The 19,347-nt window shown below is 62.8% G+C and carries 18 protein-coding genes; 15 read left to right on the top strand and 3 right to left on the bottom strand.

Features of this window, described 5'->3' with window-relative positions:
* Window positions 1-20: 20 nt before the first annotated feature.
* The 8 genes from bamA (at window position 21) to VGL01_RS21130 (ending at window position 8,161) form a co-directional block, all read left to right on the top strand.
* On the top strand, window positions 21-2,324 hold the full coding sequence (gene bamA / locus VGL01_RS21095; RefSeq protein ID WP_331572796.1) for an outer membrane protein assembly factor BamA: 2,304 nt from the start codon (window positions 21-23) through the stop codon (window positions 2,322-2,324).
* A 34-nt stretch (window positions 2,325-2,358) separates the two neighbouring features.
* Entirely contained in the window at window positions 2,359-2,889 is a 531-nt protein-coding gene (locus tag VGL01_RS21100; protein WP_331572797.1) for an OmpH family outer membrane protein, read from the top strand.
* 20 nt (window positions 2,890-2,909) lie between these two features.
* Window positions 2,910-3,983 carry a UDP-3-O-(3-hydroxymyristoyl)glucosamine N-acyltransferase gene (lpxD, locus tag VGL01_RS21105; RefSeq protein ID WP_331572799.1) on the top strand — a complete coding sequence of 358 codons (1,074 nt, stop codon included), beginning with the start codon at window positions 2,910-2,912 and terminating at the stop codon, window positions 3,981-3,983.
* Between the two features lie 130 nt (window positions 3,984-4,113).
* Window positions 4,114-4,572 (top strand): 3-hydroxyacyl-ACP dehydratase FabZ, encoded by a 459-nt coding sequence (gene fabZ, locus VGL01_RS21110; protein ID WP_331572801.1) that lies wholly within the window; start codon window positions 4,114-4,116, stop codon window positions 4,570-4,572.
* Between the two features lie 33 nt (window positions 4,573-4,605).
* Complete coding sequence (gene lpxA, locus VGL01_RS21115) at window positions 4,606-5,394, top strand: acyl-ACP--UDP-N-acetylglucosamine O-acyltransferase (RefSeq protein ID WP_331572803.1); 789 nt, start codon at window positions 4,606-4,608, stop codon at window positions 5,392-5,394.
* A complete protein-coding gene (gene lpxB / locus VGL01_RS21120; RefSeq protein WP_331572805.1) occupies window positions 5,395-6,564 on the top strand; it encodes a lipid-A-disaccharide synthase in 1,170 nt (389 codons plus the stop codon).
* Complete coding sequence (gene rnhB, locus VGL01_RS21125) at window positions 6,561-7,385, top strand: ribonuclease HII (RefSeq protein ID WP_331572807.1); 825 nt, start codon at window positions 6,561-6,563, stop codon at window positions 7,383-7,385. Before lpxB ends, rnhB begins: the two co-directional genes overlap by 4 nt.
* A complete protein-coding gene (locus VGL01_RS21130; RefSeq protein WP_331572809.1) occupies window positions 7,382-8,161 on the top strand; it encodes an RNA methyltransferase in 780 nt (259 codons plus the stop codon). Before rnhB ends, VGL01_RS21130 begins: the two co-directional genes overlap by 4 nt.
* Window positions 8,162-8,229: 68 nt before the next feature.
* On the opposite strand, the gene ppsR is transcribed toward VGL01_RS21130, so the two are convergent.
* Complete coding sequence (gene ppsR, locus VGL01_RS21135; protein ID WP_331572811.1) at window positions 8,230-9,045, bottom strand: posphoenolpyruvate synthetase regulatory kinase/phosphorylase PpsR; 816 nt, start codon at window positions 9,043-9,045, stop codon at window positions 8,230-8,232.
* A gap of 344 nt (window positions 9,046-9,389) precedes the next feature.
* Between ppsR and ppsA the strand changes: the two genes are divergently transcribed.
* The 3 genes from ppsA to VGL01_RS21150 all read left to right on the top strand — a co-directional run bounded on the left by ppsA (window position 9,390) and on the right by VGL01_RS21150 (window position 13,381).
* Entirely contained in the window at window positions 9,390-11,795 is a 2,406-nt protein-coding gene (gene ppsA / locus VGL01_RS21140) for a phosphoenolpyruvate synthase (RefSeq protein WP_331572813.1), read from the top strand.
* 164 nt (window positions 11,796-11,959) lie between these two features.
* Entirely contained in the window at window positions 11,960-12,439 is a 480-nt protein-coding gene (locus VGL01_RS21145; RefSeq protein WP_331572815.1) for an NfeD family protein, read from the top strand.
* Between the two features lie 3 nt (window positions 12,440-12,442).
* Entirely contained in the window at window positions 12,443-13,381 is a 939-nt protein-coding gene (locus VGL01_RS21150; RefSeq protein WP_173259002.1) for an SPFH domain-containing protein, read from the top strand.
* A gap of 102 nt (window positions 13,382-13,483) precedes the next feature.
* On the opposite strand, the gene smpB is transcribed toward VGL01_RS21150, so the two are convergent.
* The gene (gene smpB / locus VGL01_RS21155) at window positions 13,484-13,930 is read right to left on the bottom strand and encodes an SsrA-binding protein SmpB (RefSeq protein WP_331572817.1); all 447 of its coding nucleotides are present in this window, start codon (window positions 13,928-13,930) and stop codon (window positions 13,484-13,486) included.
* Between the two features lie 99 nt (window positions 13,931-14,029).
* On the opposite strand from smpB, the gene VGL01_RS21160 reads away from it, so the two are divergent.
* Both VGL01_RS21160 and VGL01_RS21165 read left to right on the top strand, forming a co-directional pair.
* Window positions 14,030-14,467, top strand: a complete 438-nt coding sequence (locus VGL01_RS21160; RefSeq protein WP_331572818.1) for a type II toxin-antitoxin system RatA family toxin — start codon at window positions 14,030-14,032, stop codon at window positions 14,465-14,467.
* On the top strand, window positions 14,464-14,796 hold the full coding sequence (locus VGL01_RS21165; protein WP_331572819.1) for an RnfH family protein: 333 nt from the start codon (window positions 14,464-14,466) through the stop codon (window positions 14,794-14,796). Before VGL01_RS21160 ends, VGL01_RS21165 begins: the two co-directional genes overlap by 4 nt.
* Here the strand turns inward: VGL01_RS21165 and VGL01_RS21170 are convergent.
* Window positions 14,696-15,766: a DMT family transporter gene (locus tag VGL01_RS21170; protein WP_331572820.1), complete on the bottom strand. Its 1,071-nt coding sequence runs from the start codon at window positions 15,764-15,766 to the stop codon at window positions 14,696-14,698. The two genes, VGL01_RS21165 and VGL01_RS21170, sit on opposite strands and share 101 nt — an antisense overlap.
* Before the next feature lie 288 nt (window positions 15,767-16,054).
* Here VGL01_RS21170 and guaB point away from each other — a divergent pair, with 288 nt between their 5' ends.
* Both guaB and guaA read left to right on the top strand, forming a co-directional pair.
* A complete protein-coding gene (gene guaB, locus VGL01_RS21175) occupies window positions 16,055-17,515 on the top strand; it encodes an IMP dehydrogenase (RefSeq protein WP_331572822.1) in 1,461 nt (486 codons plus the stop codon).
* A 252-nt stretch (window positions 17,516-17,767) separates the two neighbouring features.
* Window positions 17,768-19,347 (top strand): glutamine-hydrolyzing GMP synthase (gene guaA, locus VGL01_RS21180; protein WP_331572824.1); only part of this gene is annotated, 1,580 nt, incomplete at its 3' end.

Below are 19,347 nucleotides of genomic sequence, written 5' to 3' on the forward strand. Positions count from 1 at the left end.
AAAAACATTGGGGAAGCACGTTGTTGAAACCTCATCGCTTTGTTCCTAAGACTGTCGCAGCCACGGCCATCGCCGTCCACGGGCTCGTCGCTCATGCCGCGGCGCCTTTCGTGGTGAAGGACATCAAGATCAACGGGCTGCAACAGGTCGAACCGGCCACGGTGTTCGCCTACCTGCCGATCAAGCAAGGCGATACGTTCACGGACGACAAAGCATCGGAGGCGATCCGCGCGCTCTACGCAACGGGGTTCTTCAACGACGTACAGATTTCGACGGAAGGCCAGACGGTCATCGTCAACGTCGTCGAGCGATCGGCCATCGCTTCGATCGACTTCTCCGGGTTGCACGAATTCGAAAAGGATGCCCTGCTCAAGGCGCTCAAGAGCGTTGGCCTCTCGCAGGGGCGCTACTACGACAAGTCGCTCGTCGACCGCTCGGAGCAGGAACTGAAGCGCCAGTATTTGACGCGCGGTTTTTACGCGGCCGAAATCAAGACCACGGTGACGCCCGTCGACCGCAACCGCGTGTCGATTCTGTTCTCGGTGACGGAAGGCCCGAGTGCGAAGATCCGCCAGGTCAATTTCATCGGCAACAAGGCGTTCAGCACGAGCACGCTGCGCAACGAGATGCAGCTGTCGACACCGAACTGGTTCTCCTGGTACACGAAGAACGACCTCTATTCGAAAGACAAGCTCACGACCGACCTCGAGAACGTCCGCAAGTACTATCTGAACCACGGCTATCTCGAGTTCAACATCGAATCGACGCAGGTGTCGATCTCGCCCGACAAGAAAGACATGTACCTCACGCTGACGGTACACGAGGGTGAGCCCTACAAGATTTCGAGTATCAAGCTGGCCGGCAATCTGCTCGATCGCCAGGCCGAGCTGCAAAAGCTCATCAAGATCAAGCCGGGCGAGCGGTTCTCGGCCGACAAGCTGCAATCCACGACGAAAGCGATCGTCGACAAGCTCGGCGAATACGGTTACGCGTTCGCAACCGTCAACGCGCAGCCCGAAATCGATCAGCAGCATCACACCGTTGCGATGACGCTGCAGGTGGACCCGAGCCGCCGCGTCTATGTCCGGCGCATCAATATCGTCGGTAATACGCGCACGCGCGACGAAGTCGTGCGCCGCGAAATGCGCCAGCTCGAAAGCTCGTGGTTCGATTCGAGCCGTCTCGCACTATCGAAGGATCGCGTCAACCGGCTCGGCTATTTCACCGATGTCGATGTGACGACGGTGCCTGTCGAAGGGACGGCGGATCAGGTCGATGTGGACGTCAAGGTCACCGAAAAGCCGACCGGCGCGATTACGCTCGGCGCCGGTTTTTCGTCGACGGACAAGGTCGTGCTGTCGGCCGGCGTATCGCAGGACAACGTCTTCGGTTCCGGCACGAGCCTCGCGGTCAACGTCAACACGGCGCGCACCTATCGCACGCTGACGGTGACGCAGGTGGACCCGTACTTCACCGTCGACGGCATCAAGCGGATCACCGACGTCTATTACCGCACGACCGAGCCGCTTTATTACTCGACGAGCTCGAGCTTCCGGATCATCACTGCCGGTGGCGATCTGAAGTTCGGCATTCCCTTCTCGGAAGTGGATACCGTCTATTTCGGCGCGGGCTTCGAGCAGAACCGGCTCGATATCGACAGCAACACGCCCAAGAGCTACCGCGATTACGTGACCGACTTCGGCCGCGTATCGAACAACATCCCCGTGACGGTGGCATGGTCGCGCGACGCGCGAGACAGCGCGCTCGTGCCGAGCCGCGGCTACTTCACGCAGGCGAACGCCGAGTACGGCACGCCGGCCGGCGCGACCCAGTATTACAAGGCGGACCTGCAGGCGCAGTATTACTACTCGTTCGCGCGCGGCTTCGTGCTTGGCCTGAACTTGCAGGGCGGTTACGGCCGCGGTCTGGCGGGCAAGCCTTTCCCGATCTTCAAGAACTACTACGCGGGCGGTATCGGCTCCGTGCGCGGCTATGAACCGAGCTCGCTCGGCCCGCGCGATGCGACGACGGGAGATCCGATCGGCGGCTCGAAGATGGTCGTCGGCAACATCGAGTTGACGTTCCCGCTGCCGGGTACGGGCTATGACCGGACGCTGCGCGTATTCACGTTCCTCGACGGCGGTAACGTCTGGGGCGAACTCGGCAACAGTGTCGGCGCGAACGGCTTGCGGTATGGTGCCGGTGTCGGTCTCGCATGGATTTCGCCGATCGGGCCGCTCAAGCTGAGCCTCGGTTTCCCCGTGACGAAGCACGAAGGCGACAAATATCAGAAATTCCAGTTCCAGATCGGGACGGCATTCTGACGAACACGCCCCAAACAGCATCGAGAGGAAGATTTTGCTAACCGGTACGTTTTCGAAACGCTTGATTTGCGCGACGGCGCTGGCGGTCGCGCTAGGCGCCAGCGTCGGCGAGGCGTGTGCTCAGGAAGCCCGCATCGCGGCCGTCAACTCCGATCGCATTCTGCGCGAATCCGCCGCGGCGCAAGCGGCGCAGAAGAAGCTGGAGGCCGAATTCGCGAAGCGCGACGGCGACTTGCGCGATATGACTCAGCGTCTGAAGGCGATGTCCGATGCGCTCGACAAGAACGGTCCGAAGATGTCGAGCGTCGAGCGCGCGGAAAAGCAGCGCGAGCTGTCGAATCTCGACAGCGACTTCCAGCGCAAGCGTCGCGAGTTCAACGAGGATCTCAATCAGCGCCGCAATGAAGAGCTGGCCGCTGTGCTCGACCGCGCGAACAAAGTCATCAAGCAGATCGCCGAGCAGCAGCACTACGATCTGATCGTGCAAGAGGCGGTCTATGTGAGCCCGCGCATCGACATCACCGATCAGGTGCTCAAGGCACTTGCGGCGAACGCAGCGAACTGAACACGCGGGGTAGCAAGCGAATGGCATTGACGCTCGGTGAAATTGCGCAGCGTTTCGGCGGCGACATCGTCGGCGACGCGACGACGCGCGTTGGCGGCCTCGCGCCGCTCGATCAGGCGCGCTCGGATCAGCTCGCCTTTTTAGCCAATCCCAAATATCTGTCGCAAGTCGAGGCGACGCAAGCTGGCGCCGTGCTGATCTCGCCGGCCGACCTCGCGAAGCTCGGATCGCGCGAGGGGCGTAACTTCATCGTCACGCCGAATCCTTACGCTTATTTCGCCCGCGTGGCGCAGATGTTCATCGACCTGGCTGCGCCCAAGGCGGCGGCGGGCGTGCATCCGAGCGCAGTGGTCGATCCGGGCGCGCAGGTTGCGGCAAGCGCGGTCATCGGCCCGCATGCGGTGATCGAGGCCGGCGCCGTCATTGGCGAAGGCGTGCGGCTCGATGCGAACGTCACGATCGGCCGCGGCACGCACGTGGGCGAGGGCGCGCACCTTTATCCGCACGTGACCGTCTATCACGGCTGCAAGATCGGCCCGCGTGCGATCATTCACGCGGGCGCCGTCGTCGGGTCGGACGGTTTCGGCTTCGCGCCGGACTTCGTCGGCGAAGGCGATGCGCGGACGGGGACCTGGGTCAAGATTCCGCAGGTCGGCGGCGTGACGATCGGCCCGGACGTCGAAATCGGCGCCAACACGACGATCGATCGCGGTGCGATGGCCGATACGGTCATCGAGGAGTGCGTGAAGATCGATAATCTCGTGCAGATCGGCCACAACTGCCGGATCGGCGCTTATACGGTCATCGCGGGCTGTGCCGGCATCGCGGGCAGCACCACCGTCGGACGCCACTGCATGATCGGCGGGGCCGTTGGCATCGCGGGGCACGTGACGCTGGGCGACTACGTGATCGTCACGGCCAAATCGGGGGTCTCGAAATCATTGCCCAAGCCGGGCATCTACACGAGCGCGTTTCCGGCGGTCGAGCACGGCGAGTGGAACAGGAGCGCCGCGTTGATGCGTAATCTCGACAAGCTGCGGGAGCGGATCAAAGCGTTGGAGGCCGCTGTCGCCGCGCGCGACAGCGGAGCATGAAGAGCGCCTGAAGTGCGCGAATGGCGGTGCCGCGCATGAACGGCGGACGCCGCGGGCGCAGGCAGCACGAACGCTTCGAACGAAGCACAGCAGTTATCATCCGCGCAACCGAGCGTGGAGCAGACACACCATGAGCACTGAAAAAATCAACCTCGACATCCATAAGATTCTGACGCTGCTGCCGCATCGCTACCCGATCCTGCTCGTCGACAGGGTGCTCGAGCTGGAACCGCACAAAAGTATCAAGGCACTGAAGAACGTGTCGATCAACGAACCCTATTTCGTCGGCCACTTCCCGAAGCGGCCCGTGATGCCGGGCGTCCTGATCATCGAGGCGCTGGCGCAGACCGCGGCGCTGTTGACGTTCACCGAAGAGGCGCACGATCCCGCGACGGCGCTGTATTACTTCGTCGGCATCGATGGGGCACGTTTCAAGCGCGTCGTCGAGCCGGGCGATCAGTTGATTCTGAACGTGGCGTTCGAACGCTGCATGCGCGGTATCTGGAAATTCAAAGCGCGCGCCGAGGTCGATGGCGTGACGGCAGCCGAGGCTGATCTGATGTGCACGATCAAGCATACCGATCAGTGAACGCATTGACGTATTGAAGAAGGGCGAAGGCGCATGAGCAGGATTCATCCCACCGCGATCATCGAATCGGGCGCAGAGCTGGCCGACGAGGTCGAAATCGGGCCGTACGCGATCGTCGGCCCGAACGTCGCGATCGGCGCGGGAACGGTCATCGGTTCGCATAGCGTGATCGAAGGCCATACCACTATTGGCGCTGCCAACCGGATCGGGCATTACGCCTCGATCGGCGGGCGCCCCCAGGACATGAAGTACCAGGGCGAACCGACGCGGCTCGTCATCGGCGAGCGCAACACGATTCGCGAATTCACGACGATTCATACCGGCACCGTGCAAGACGGCGGCGTGACGACGATCGGCGACGACAACTGGATCATGGCGTACGTGCACATCGGGCACGATTGCCACGTCGGCAGCAACACGATCCTGTCGAGCAATGCGCAGATGGCCGGCCATGTGATCGTCGGCGACTGGGCGATCGTCGGCGGCATGTCGGGCGTTCATCAATTCGTGCGGATCGGCGAGCATTCGATGCTCGGCGGCGCGTCGGCGCTCGTGCAGGACGTTCCGCCGTTCGTGATCGCGGCCGGCAACAAGGCGGAGCCGCACGGTATCAATGTCGAAGGCCTGCGCCGGCGCGGTTTTTCCGCCGAGGCGATCTCCGCGCTGCGCGGCGCTTACCGTCTGCTCTACAAGAACGGGCTGTCGCTCGAGGACGCGAAGGCCCAGCTGGGCGAACTCGCGGCGGCGGGCGGCGACGGAGACGAGCACGTGCGCAAGCTGATCGCCTTCATCGACGCGTCGCAGCGCGGCATCATCCGCTAAATGGTGCTCCCGACCCACTCGCTGCGCGTGGCAATGGTAGCGGGCGAGCCGTCGGGCGATCTGCTCGGCGCGTCGCTCGTGGGCGGCCTCGTGCGCCGGCTACCGGCCGGCACGCGCTACTACGGTATTGGCGGCCCGCGCATGATCGCGCACGGCTTCGACGCGCATTGGCCGATGGAGAAGCTGACGGTGCGCGGCTATGTGGAAGCGCTGCGTCACATCCCCGAGATTCTGCGGATCCGGCGCGACCTCAAGCATCAACTGCTGGCAGAGCGGCCGCACGCATTCATCGGCGTGGACGCGCCCGACTTCAACTTCGGGCTCGAGGAGCCGTTGCGCGCAGCGGGCATTCCGACCATTCACTTCGTCTGCCCGTCCATTTGGGCGTGGCGCGGTGGCCGCATCAAGAAGATTGCGCGGTCGGTCGACCATATGCTCTGCGTCTTCCCGTTCGAGATCGAGCTGCTCGAGAAAGCCGGTGTTCCGGCCACTTACGTGGGCCATCCGCTTGCCGACGAGATTCCGCTCGTGCCCGACATGGCGGGTGCGCGTCAGGCATTGGGCCTGCCCGCGGGCGGTCCGGTGATTGCGGTGCTGCCGGGCTCCCGACGCTCGGAGATCGAGTTGATCGGGCCGACGTTCTTTGCCGCCATGGCGCTCATGCACGAGCGCGAGCCTGACGTTCGCTTCGTCATGCCGGCCGCGACGCCGGGCGTGCGCGCGCAACTGCAGCCGCTCGCCGACGCTCATCCGGGGCTGCCGCTGACGATCACCCCAGGCGATGCGCAGCGCGCCATGACAGCGGCCGACGCGGTGCTCGTCAAGAGCGGCACCGTCACACTGGAAGCCGCACTGCTGAAAAAGCCGATGGTGATTTCGTACAAGGTGCCTTGGTTGACGGGACAGATCATGCGTCGCCAGGGTTATCTGCCGTACGTCGGTTTGCCCAACATCCTCGCGGGCCGCTTCGTCGTCCCCGAAATCCTGCAGCATTTCGCGACGCCGCAAGCGCTCGCGGATGCAACGCTGACCCAGTTGCACGACGAAGCGAATCGGCGCACGCTCACCGAAGTGTTCACGCGCATGCATGAGACGCTCAAACGCAACACGGCCGAGCGCGCGGCGGAGGCGGTCGAGCGGATCATCGAATCGAGAAGGGTACGAACATGACGGCCTCCGGTCCAACGCGCCGCGCCGGCGCGGCGAGTGGTGCGGCTGCATCGAAGGCAGCGGGCAAACCGGCTGGCGACGCGCCGCAATCGGCGCTCGATTTCAGCTCGCCGCTCGATATCGTCTGCGGTGTCGACGAGGCGGGGCGCGGACCGCTGGCCGGTCCCGTCGTGGCGGCGGCCGTCATCCTGAATCCGAAACGACGTATTCGCGGTCTCGACGATTCGAAGGTGCTCAACGCGAAAACGCGCGAAGCGCTTTACGAGAAAATCGTCGAACGCTCGATTGCCTATTGCGTGGCCTCGGCCAGCGTCGAGGAAATCGATACGCTCAATATCCTTCACGCGACGATGCTGGCGATGAAACGCGCCGTCGAAGGACTGGCGATCACGCCGACACTGGCCAGAATCGACGGCAATCGTTGCCCCATGCTATCGATCCGAAGCGAAGCGATCATTGGCGGCGATGCCCTCGTGCCGGCGATTTCGGCGGCGTCGATTCTTGCCAAGGTAACGCGCGACCGGATGCTGCACGAGCTGCACGAACGTTTTCCGGTGTACGGGTTCAACGCCCATGTCGGCTACAGTACGCCGCAGCACCTGGCCGCGCTGGCCGAGCACGGCCCGTGCGAGCACCATCGGCGCTCGTTTGCGCCGGTGCGCGAGGCGTACGCGCAGCGCGGCGTGTGCGTCAGCCTGCCTGCCGGCGCCCAGGTCGTGGTCCCATCGACGCTCGAGGAGGCATTCGCGCTCGTGGACGTTGTCGCGCCCGCAGCAGCGCCAGGCGAGGATGCCGCGCCCACGCCTCCCTCTATGCCGTGAAAGCCATTACTTCGCGCGACAATCCGCTCTATAAGCGTCTGAAGGCGCTGGCCGGCTCGACGCACCAGCAGCGCAAAAGCGGCCATGCGCTGCTCGAAGGCTTTCACCTCGCAAGCGCCTACCTCGATGTTGCGGGGCAACCCGAGACTTGCGTGGTCACCGACGAGGCATTGCATCATCCGGAAGCGCAGGAGATCGTCGCGCGCGTCGATCCGGCACATGTCGTGTCGTTGCCGCAAGCACTGTTCGGGCAGCTATCGAATGTCGTCAACGGCGTTGGCATGCTCTTCGTCGTGCCGAAACTCGTGCGGGCGCTACCGGAGCGCATCGACGAGACCTGCGTCGTGCTCGATGGTGTGCAAGATGCTGGCAATGTGGGTTCGGTTCTGCGCAGCGCGGCTGCTGCTGGCATCAAGCGTGTATTTTGTGCGCCCGGAACTGCCTATGCCTGGTCGTCCAAGGTACTGCGCTCCGCGATGGGCGCGCATTTTCTGCTCGATGTCCACGAAGATGCCGCGGCCGAGACGTTGATTCCACGTCTCGCCGTGCCGGTGGCGATCACCGATTCGCACGCGGCCTCACCGCTTTACGATTGCGATCTGTCGGGGCCCATCGCGTGGGTATTCGGTAACGAGGGCGCCGGCGTGTCACCCGCGTGGCGTGCCGCCGTTTCGTACCGGTTGAGCATTCCTCAGCCGGGCGGGATGGAATCGCTCAACGTGGCCGCGGCCGCCGCCATTTGCCTGTTCGAACAGTGCCGTCAACAGCGGGCTTGAGGCCGCAGCCTTGGTGTCATGCCCCGTTGAGCGGCTCTGCCTGAACCATGCGGTGTCGCATCGCACCTTCAATAGCCAGGCCGTTCCAGTTTGATTTCCTGGAGGATCGTGGTTGCGATTTCTTCGATCGACTTGTGCGTCGACGACAACCACTTGATCCCCTCGCGCCGCATCATCGCTTCGGCTTCGTTGATCTCGTAACGGCAGTTTTCGAGCGCCGCGTATTTGCTGCCAGGACGCCGCTCGTTGCGAATTTCGGACAGGCGTTGCGGGTCGATGGACAGGCCGAACAGTTTGTCGCGGTGATCGCCGAGCGCGCCGGGCAGCTTGCCACGTTCGAAATCTTCGGGAATCAGTGGATAGTTCGCCGCTTTCACGCCGTATTGCATGGCGAGATAAAGGCTTGTCGGCGTTTTGCCGCTTCGCGATACGCCGATCAGGATCACGTCGGCTTCGGTCAGATTGCGATTCGATTGACCGTCGTCGTGCGCGAGCGAGAAGTTGATCGCCTCGATACGCGTCTTGTATTCCTCGGTGTCCGCATTCTGGTGGCCGCGGCCGACAGCGTGCGTCGATTTCATATCGAGTTCCTGCTCGAGCGGCTCCACGAACTGCTGGAAGATGTCGAGCACGAGTGCATTCGAATTCTTGACGATGGCATTCGATGCACTGTCGACGAGCGTCGTGAAAACGATCGGGCGGCGGCCGTCGAGCAGGGCGGATTCGCTGATCTTTTCGACCGTCGCATACGCCTTGTCTGCCGAATCGACGAATGGGACGCGGACGAGACGGAACTTCTGATCGAACTGGGAAAGAATCGAGTGCGCGAAGGTTTCGGCAGTGATTCCAGTACCGTCGGAAACGATGAATACGGTTGGCGGCATCGAGAAAAACTCTGAAGGTAGCGGCGCTGCGGGGTGGGAACTGGCTCGAAAACAGACGGCATTGCCCGCGGAAAAACGGAGGAGCGATGCCTTTCAGGCGCCCCGGCGCGCGTTCTGCCGGCGCTTTTTCGCTTCGAGCGCCCCGATTATCGCGCGGCGGCCACTATTTGGCGAGGCAGCACGGTAAAATAGCGACAACCTGTTGGATAAGCAATTGCTATCGAAACGCGAATGCGATTGCTTCTCCAACAGGTTGCGCATGATGCGCGCCGTCTTCCAATGGGGTGGCGCGCGTCCAAGCCCACGTGCGCAGCCGTGCATTTTTTTCACACTTAGGGGCTTGTATGACTAACGTAGCAAACGTCGCAAAGGACCAGGCGTATGTAGTTCCGTTCGAACAATTGCGAATGACCGATGTCGAGATCGTGGGCGGCAAGAACGCCTCGCTCGGCGAGATGATCAGCCAGCTGGCCGAGGCAGGCGTGCGCGTGCCGACCGGCTTCGCCACGACCGCGCTGGCCTTTCGCGATTTCCTCGCTCACAACAACCTGACCGAGCGCATTGCGGCGCGCCTAGCGACGCTCGACGTCGACGACGTCAAGGCGCTCGCCGCCGCCGGTGCCGAAATTCGGCAATGGATCGTCGAGGCGCCGATGCAGGCACGCCTCGAGCAGGAGATCCGCGCGCAGTTCGAGACCCTCCAAAACGGCTCGCCCGACGAACTGTCGTTCGCCGTGCGTTCGTCGGCCACGGCCGAGGATTTGCCCGACGCATCGTTCGCTGGCCAGCAGGAAAGCTACCTCAACGTCGTCGGCATCGACGAGGTGCTGGACCGGATGAAGCACGTCTTCGCCTCGCTCTACAACGATCGTGCGATCTCGTACCGCGTTCACAAGGGCTTCACGCATGCGGAAGTGGCGCTTTCGGCCGGCGTGCAGCGCATGGTGCGCTCGGACGTGGGCGCGGCCGGCGTCATGTTCACGCTCGATACGGAATCGGGCTTCAAGGATGCGGTGTTCATCACCTCGAGCTACGGTCTCGGTGAAACCATCGTGCAAGGCGCGGTGAATCCGGACGAGTTCTACGTCTTCAAGACGACGCTCGAGCAGGGCAAATATCCGATCATCCGCCGCTCGATCGGCTCGAAGCTGATCAAGATGGAGTTCACGAAGCCGGGCGAGCCGGGGCGCGTGAAGACGGTCGACGTGCCGCACGAGCAGCGCAACCGTTTCTCGATCACCGATGAGGATGTGATCGAGTTGGCGAAGTACGCCGTCATCATCGAAAAGCACTACCAGCGTCCGATGGACATCGAGTGGGGCAAGGATGGCCGCGACGGCAAGATCTTCATCCTTCAGGCGCGCCCGGAGACGGTCAAGAGCCAGAGTGCCGGCAAGATCGAGCAGCGTTTCAAGCTGAAGGGCCAGTCGACCGTGCTTACCACCGGCCGTGCGATCGGTCAGAAGATCGGCGCGGGACGTGTCCGCGTCATTCACGATCCGTCGGAAATGGAGCGTGTGCAGCCGGGTGACGTGCTCGTGGCCGACATGACCGATCCGAACTGGGAGCCGGTGATGAAGCGTGCGTCGGCGATCGTCACGAATCGCGGCGGACGTACCTGCCATGCGGCGATCATCGCGCGCGAACTCGGTGTGCCGGCCGTCGTCGGTTGCGGAGACGCCACCGATGTCCTGAAGGACGGCACGCTCGTCACCGTGTCGTGTGCCGAGGGCGACGAAGGCAAGATCTATGACGGCTTGCTCGAAACGGAAGTAACCGAGATCGCGCGTGGCGAGCTGCCCGAGATTCCGGTCAAGATCATGATGAACGTCGGCAATCCGCAGCTTGCGTTCGATTTCGCGCAGTTGCCGAACGCCGGTGTCGGCCTTGCGCGGCTCGAGTTCATCATCAACAACAACATTGGGGTGCATCCGAAGGCGATCCTCGAGTATCCGAATGTCGATCAGGATCTCAAGAAGGCTGTCGAAAGCGTTGCGCGCGGCCATGCATCGCCGCGTGCCTTCTACGTCGACAAGCTGACCGAGGGCATCGCCACGATTGCCGCGGCGTTCTATCCGCGCCCCGTCATCGTGCGGCTTTCGGACTTCAAGTCGAACGAGTACAAGAAGCTGATCGGCGGTTCGCGCTACGAGCCCGATGAAGAAAACCCGATGCTGGGGTTCCGTGGCGCCTCGCGCTACATCGCGCAGGACTTCGCTCAGGCGTTCGAAATGGAATGCGTGGCGCTCAAGCGCGTGCGCGAGGACATGGGTCTTTCGAACGTCGAAATCATGGTGCCGTTCGTGCGTACGCTCAAGCAGGCGGAGCGCGTGGTGGGTCTGCTCGCGAAGTTCGGATTGAAACGCGGCGAGAACGGCCTGCGTCTCATCATGATGTGCGAGATTCCGTCGAACGCGATTCTGGCCGAGCAGTTCCTCGAATACTTCGATGGCTTTTCGATCGGCTCGAACGACCTCACGCAGCTCACGCTCGGTCTGGACCGTGATTCCGGCATGGAGCTGCTCGCGGCCGACTTCGACGAGCGCGACGAGGCGGTCAAGTTCCTGCTGAAGCGGGCGATCGATACGTGCCGGCGCCTGGGCAAGTACGTCGGTATCTGCGGTCAGGGGCCGTCCGATCACCCCGATTTCGCGCAATGGCTCAGCGATGAAGGCATCGCGTCCATCTCGCTGAATCCGGATTCGATCATCGAAACCTGGCAGGCGCTTGCCAAGGCCGCCGCGAAGTAACGAGCGAACCCGCCCGATATCGGTGCGGGTCCATCGTGCAAGCCACGGCATTCGTGCTATAACGCCCCGGTAACCCCGGGGCGTTTTTATATTGGGCAATTCAATTCAGTACTCAGGATTCGGGATTCGGTACTCGGGGTGAGCCGGATTCGAGGAGACCGGGGATGAATGCGAACGACTATATCTGGTGGATCGGCGCGGGTGTGCTCGTCGTCGCCGAGCTGTTGACGGGGACGTTCTATCTATTGATGATCGCGCTCGGTTTTCTGGCCGGCGCGCTCGTTCATCTGGCCGGTGCGGCGCCGGCCGTTCAATACGCGGTGGCGGCGCTCGTTGCGCTGGCGGCCGTCATCACGTTGCGACGCAGCCGCTTCGGTCACCGCAAGGCGCGGCGCGATGCTGCGTCGAATCCCGACGTCCATCCCGATATCGGCGCTGCGATCGAGGTCCTCGAGTGGAGCGATGGCCATGCGCGTGTGCCGTATCGCGGCGCGCTCTGGGACGTGGAGCTCGCGCCCGGAGCCCGCGCCGACGCGCGCCGCTATGAGATCACCGCGGTACACGGGAACCGTCTGGTCGTCGCCGAAAAGAAGCCGTCGGGGCCGGGCGCGGCGCATCATCCGCTGTCAACAACCAAGGAGTGAACAATGGATATGACCATCGTGGGGGCCGTGCTGCTCGTCGTCGTGATCGTCCTCGTCGCGCAGACGATCAAGATCGTGCCGCAGCAGCATGCGTGGGTGGTCGAGCGGTTCGGTCGCTATCATGCGACGCTCGCGCCGGGGCTCAACATGGTGCTGCCGTTCGTCGATCGCGTCGCCTATAAGCACGTACTCAAGGAAATCCCGCTCGAGGTGCCCGCGCAAATCTGCATCACGCGCGATAACACGCAACTGCAGGTGGACGGGGTGCTGTACTTCCAGGTGACCGATGCGATGAAGGCATCGTATGGATCGACCAATTTCGTGTTCGCGATCACGCAGCTCTCACAGACGACGCTGCGCTCGGTCATCGGCCGGCTTGAACTCGACAAGACCTTCGAAGAGCGCGATCTCATCAACCGCAGCGTGGTGTCGGCGCTCGACGAGGCCGCGTCGGGCTGGGGCGTGAAAGTGCTGCGCTACGAGATCAAGGATTTGACGCCGCCGAAGGAAATCCTGCATGCGATGCAGGCACAGATCACCGCTGAACGGGAAAAGCGCGCGCTGATCGCGGCCTCCGAAGGGCGCAAGCAAGAACAAATCAACATCGCGGCCGGCCAGCGCGAGGCGGCCATCCAGCGCTCGGAAGGCGAGCGTCAGGCGGCGATCAACCAGGCGCAGGGCGAAGCAGCGGCGATTCTGGCGGTGGCCGAAGCGAATTCCGAGGCGATCCGAAAGATCGCGGGCGCGATTCAATCGACCGGGGGCATGGACGCCGTCAACCTGAAAGTGGCCGAGCAATACGTCAACGCGTTCTCGAATCTGGCGAAGGCGGGCAATACGCTGATCGTGCCCGGCAACCTGTCCGACTTGAGCACGATGATTGCCTCGGCGCTGACGATCGTGAGCCGCGGCAAAAACGCACAGGTGGCCGAGGCGCGCTGAAACCGTCGGCCATTTCGCGATCGAGGCCGCCGGCGGTGGTCTCGGTGTTTGACGGAGCCCCCAGCGCTCGGTTTTTAGCCTTTCTCCGCCTTGGCCGGACGCTCAGCCGGCAGAGCGCATGAGCCGTGCCTTTTCGCGTTCCCAATCGCGCTTTTTCTCGGTCTCGCGTTTGTCGTGCTGCTTTTTGCCCTTGGCGAGGCCGATTTCGCACTTGACGCGGCCGCCTTTGTAGTGAAAGTTGAGCGGCACGAGCGTATAACCGCGTTGTTCGACCTTGCCGATCAGTTTTTTGATCTGGTCCGCATGTAAAAGCAGTTTGCGCGTGCGCACAGGGTCGGGCTTGATGTGGGTCGACGCTTCGGGCAGCGGACTGATGTGCGCCCCGATCAGGAACATCTCGCCGTCGCGCACGACGACGTAACCTTCCTTGATCTGGCCGCGCCCGGCGCGCAGTGACTTGACCTCCCATCCCTCGAGCACGAGCCCTGCTTCGTAGCGCTCCTCGATGAAGTAATCGAAGAAGGCTTTTCTGTTGTCGATGATGCTCATGAATGGAGGATGCCCATCTCGTTTAAAATCGCAATTTTAGCAAAGCGGGACCTTCCGAGGCTCCGCTCCGCCCACTTTCGCCCGCGCGCCGTCAAATGTATGGCTGATGTCCAGAAAACCGTATTGATCCGGCACTCGGCCGAGGAGATGTTCGATCTCGTCACCGATGTCGCCGATTATCCCAACTTCCTGCCCTGGTGCGGCGGCGTCGAGATCCGGCGGCAGGACGAGCACGGCATGGAAGCCCGCATCGACATCAACTTCAAGGGCATCAAGCAGCACTTCGCGACACACAACTCGCAGTCGCGCCCGACCCGCATCGACATGGAATTCGCCGAGGGACCGTTTCGCAAGTTCACCGGCTACTGGCGGTTCACCCCGCTGCGCACGGACGCCTGCAAAATCGAGTTCGCACTGCATTACGAGTTTGCGAGCATCATCCTCGAGAAACTCATCGGCCCGGTATTCACGCACATCGCGAACACGTTCGTCGAGTCGTTCGTCAAACGCGCCGATCAGCGCTACGGCCGGCCATGAGCGCGCAGTTGTCGATCTGCGTCTGCTATGCGCAACCTGGGACGCAAACCCTGATCGAGGTCCGTGTGCCGGCGGGTGCGACGGTTCGCGACGCGATCGACGCGAGCCGCATCGTCGAGCGGCATCCGGAGATCGAGCTCTCGACCGCGAAAGTCGGTGTCTACGGCAAGCTCCGGCCGCTCGACGCGCCGCTTGCGGATCACGACAGAGTCGAGATCTACCGTCCGCTCATTGTGGACCCGAAGCTTGCTCGGCAGCGGCGCGTGGACAAGACACGCCGCGAGGGCTCGATCGAGGGCCGCAAATGGCTGTCGAAGGATTCGCGCTGAGCGGGGAGGCGGGCCGGGACTGCGCGCCGCTATGCCGCTTGACCGACCATACCACACCGGCCAACAGCAGCGCGATGGCTGCGATTTCCAGCGGGCGCGGCATGCGCGCGTCGTAGATGAATCCGTAGAGCAGGGCGAAGAGCGTCTCGAAGACGATCAACTGGCCCGATAGCGTGAGCGGCAAGCGGGTTGCGGCCGCGTTCCAGAGGCCGTTGCCGAGCCAGGAAGCCCCTACCGCCAAACCCAGATTGAGCAGCCAGAACGTTTGCCAGCGCGCGCCGCTCAGGGCGTCGAAGCTGTCCGCCGCGCCATGCGCGTGGACGAATGCGAGGGCGGGCAACCACGTGAGCGCGCCGAAGAAGCCCGTAGCCACGCCGAGCAGGACGGACCATTCGTTGCTGTCGAAGCGGGCATTGCCGCGCAGCGTGCGCGCGTTGACCACGGCGAACCAGGTCCATGTGGCGAGCGCGCCCACCGCGCAGGCGACGCCGGCGAGCTTGCCGGCCACTGTTGTCGCGCTCGCGGCCGCCTGCGAGGTGTCGCCCGTGAAGACATCCACATTGATGCAGGCGATGCCGGCCGCCACGAGCCCGAGCGGAAAGATCAGACGAAGCAGCGGTACGGCGCCATGGTCGTGTCGGCCGGCGAGCGTGACCGTGACGGGGAGTACGCCGACGATCAGCGAGGTCGGGCCAATACCGATCCGATGCACCGCCGCGGTCAGGAAAAGGTAATAAACGAGATTGCCGATCAACGCGAGCCCCGCGAGCGCGCCGAGATCGGCACGCGTCAGCTTGCCGGCCACACGGCGCGCGATCGGTACCGCAGCGGCGAGCGAAACGAGCCCGTACATCATGCAGCGCGCAGAGGCGAGCAACGCTGGCGGGAAGTCGCCCAACAGCCTCGGCACGAGAAACACGGTGCCCCATAGGGCGCCAGCCATGATGCCGTAACTCACGCCCTGCCGCATGCCGTGATCCTCGTTCGATGGGTTGCACTGTGCCGCACTGTAGGACCGCGGGGAGCCGTCGTCTTGTTCATTTCTGCACTCGCGGCAGCTTGGGCTCGATCGCGCGCTTTTTTTCTGTTGGTTCGATTCGTGCGTGTCACGCAAACGAAAAACGAGCGAACCGGGCTCGAACGCAAAACCGAAATCGCGTCGGCCCGAGGGGCACAAAAATGCGCTAACTTGCTGTTCGCGCAGTGAAAACCGGGGAGGTATCGCGTATAATTCGCTTTTGCGCCTATAGGATTTGCCATGCGTCTGATCCAGAAAGCACTCACGTTCGATGACGTGCTCCTCGTCCCGGCTTTCTCCGAAGTGTTGCCGCGCGACACCAGCCTCAAGACCAAGCTGACCCGCAATATTTCCCTGCATATGCCGCTCGTGTCGGCCGCGATGGACACGGTCACCGAGGCACGGCTCGCGATCGCCATGGCGCAGCAGGGCGGCGTCGGCATCATCCACAAGAATCTGACGGCTGCCGAGCAGGCGCGTGAAGTGGCGAAGGTCAAGCGGTTCGAATCGGGTGTCGTGCGCGATCCGATCACGATCCCGCCCGACATGAAGGTGCGCGACGTCATTGCGTTGTCGCAGCAGCACGGCATTTCCGGCTTTCCCGTCGTGGAGGGCGCGAAGCTCGTCGGTATCGTGACGAACCGCGACTTGCGCTTCGAGACCCGCTTCGACGAGCCCGTACGCAGCATCATGACGCCGCGCGAGCGGCTCGTGACGGTCAAGGAAGGGACGCCCCTTGCGGAGGCGAAGGCCTTGATGCACTCGCACCGTCTCGAACGCGTGCTCGTCGTGAACGACGCATTCGAACTGCGCGGGCTCATGACCGTGAAGGACATCACGAAGCAGACCGAGCACCCCGATGCGTGCAAGGACGAGCACGGCAAGCTGCGCGTGGGCGCGGCCGTCGGCGTCGGTCCCGATAACGAAGAGCGCGTGACGCTGCTTGCGGCGGCAGGGGTCGATGTCATCGTCGTCGATACCGCGCATGGTCACAGCAAGGGTGTGCTCGAGCGTGTGCGCTGGGTCAAGAAGCAATACCCGCACGTGGAAGTCATCGGCGGCAATATCGCGACGGCCGATGCGGCGCGTGCACTCGTCGAATACGGTGCGGACGGCGTGAAGGTTGGCATCGGCCCCGGTTCGATCTGCACGACGCGGATCGTGGCCGGCGTGGGCGTGCCGCAGATCACGGCGATCGCAAACGTCTCCGAGGCGCTCAAGGGCACCGGTGTTCCGGTGATCGCCGATGGCGGTGTCCGTTACTCGGGCGACGTCAGCAAGGCGCTTGCCGCCGGTGCCGACGCAGTCATGATGGGCAGCATGTTCGCCGGTACGGAAGAAGCGCCGGGCGACGTGTTCCTTTATCAGGGCCGGCAGTACAAGTCGTATCGCGGCATGGGTTCGGTCGGCGCGATGAAGGATGGCGCGGCGGACCGCTACTTCCAGGACAATTCGGCCAATATCGACAAGCTCGTACCCGAGGGGATCGAGGGCCGCGTTGCATACAAGGGCTCGGTCAACGCCATTCTGTTCCAGCTGATCGGCGGTGTGCGGGCCAGCATGGGTTATTGCGGCTGCAGCACGATTGCCGAGATGCACGAGAAAGCGCAGTTCGTGGAGATCTCGTCGGCAGGCATGCGCGAATCGCACGTGCACGACGTCCAGATCACGAAGGAAGCACCGAACTATCACGTGGACTGACGCGTGTGGGCGTCGCGGGGCGGGGCGGGTCGGCTTGGTTCGGCTTGCCCTTCACGCCGACCGTCCGGTTTCCGCGATCGTCGTCAGCTTTTCTCGATGATGGGTGCTGCCACTCGCTGCCTGCATAGCTGTTGCGCCTGCGTGCCGGTCTTGTTTGCCGGCCGCTCGGCGCAATTTGTTTATCGGCGTGGCCAATCGCCTGTCCTGACGCATTCGTTTTCTATTTTTCCTCATTGAGTTTCGTGCCCAGCCATGCATGACAAGATCCTGATCCTCGACTTCGGCTCGCAAGTCACCCAACTGATCGCCCGCCGTATTCGCGAAGCGCATGTGTATTCGGAGATTCATCCGTACGACGTCGACGACGCGTTCATCCGTGAGTTCGCCCCGAAAGGCGTGATTCTGTCGGGCGGCCCGAGCTCGGTGACCGAATCCGATACGCCGCGCGCGCCGCAGGCGGTGTTCGAACTGGGCGTGCCGGTGCTCGGCATCTGTTATGGCATGCAGACGATGGCGGAACAGCTGGGGGGCAAGGTCGACCGCGGACACGTGCGCGAATTCGGCTATGCCGAAGTGCGTGCGCGCAACCATACGAGCCTGCTCGAAGGTATCGAAGATTTCCGTACGCCGGAAGGACACGGCATGCTGAAAGTCTGGATGAGCCACGGCGACAAGGTGACCGAGATGCCGGAAGGGTTCGCTCTGATGGCGTCCACGGAATCGTGCCCGATTGCGGCAATGGCCGATGAAAAGCGGCATTTCTATGGTCTTCAATGGCATCCGGAAGTCACGCATACGGTTCAAGGCCGTGCGATGCTCGAGCGCTTCGTGCTGCAGATTTGCGGCGCGAAGGCCGATTGGGAGATGGGGCATTACATCGACGAGGCTGTCGAAAAGATTCGCGCGCAGGTGGGTGACGAGCATGTGATTCTCGGCTTGTCGGGTGGTGTCGATTCATCGGTGGCGGCGGCGCTCCTGCATCGCGCCATTGGCGATCAGCTGACGTGTGTCTTCGTCGATCATGGGTTGTTGCGGCTGAACGAGGCGGAGCAGGTGATGGCGACGTTTGCCGATCATCTCGGTGTGCGCGTCATTCATGTCGATGCGAGCGAAGCGTTTCTCTCGAAGCTTGCCGGCGTGACGGATCCGGAGCACAAGCGCAAGATCATCGGCGCGGAGTTCGTTGAAGTGTTTCAGACGGAAGCGGGCAAGCTGCGCGATGCGAAATGGCTGGCGCAGGGCACCATTTATCCGGATGTGATCGAATCGGCCGGCAAGGGTAAGAAGGCCGCGCATACGATCAAAAGCCATCACAACGTTGGTGGGTTGCCTGAGACGTTGAATCTCAAGTTGCTGGAGCCGCTGCGCGAACTGTTCAAGGACGAGGTACGCGAGCTCGGCGTGAAGCTCGGATTGCCGTATGAGATGGTCTACCGGCATCCGTTTCCGGGGCCGGGGCTCGGTGTGCGGATTCTTGGCGAGGTGCGGCGCGACTTTGCGGATCTACTGCGGCGAGCTGATGCGATTTTTATCGAGACGCTGCGTAACACGATCGACAAGGAGAGCGGGAAGTCGTGGTACGACCTTACCAGCCAGGCGTTTGCGGTGTTTTTGCCCGTGAAAAGCGTTGGCGTGATGGGCGATGGGCGGACTTATGAATATGTCGTCGCACTGCGTGCGGTGCAGACGCTCGATTTCATGACGGCGCATTGGGCCCATTTGCCGCACGAGTTGCTCGGGCAGGTTTCCAATCGGATTATCAACGAGGTCCGGGGGATCAATCGGGTTGTTTATGATATTTCGGGGAAGCCGCCGGCTACGATTGAGTGGGA

Source organism: Trinickia sp., assembly GCF_036503415.1.
In the GTDB taxonomy this organism is placed as follows: Bacteria; Pseudomonadota; Gammaproteobacteria; order Burkholderiales; family Burkholderiaceae; genus Trinickia.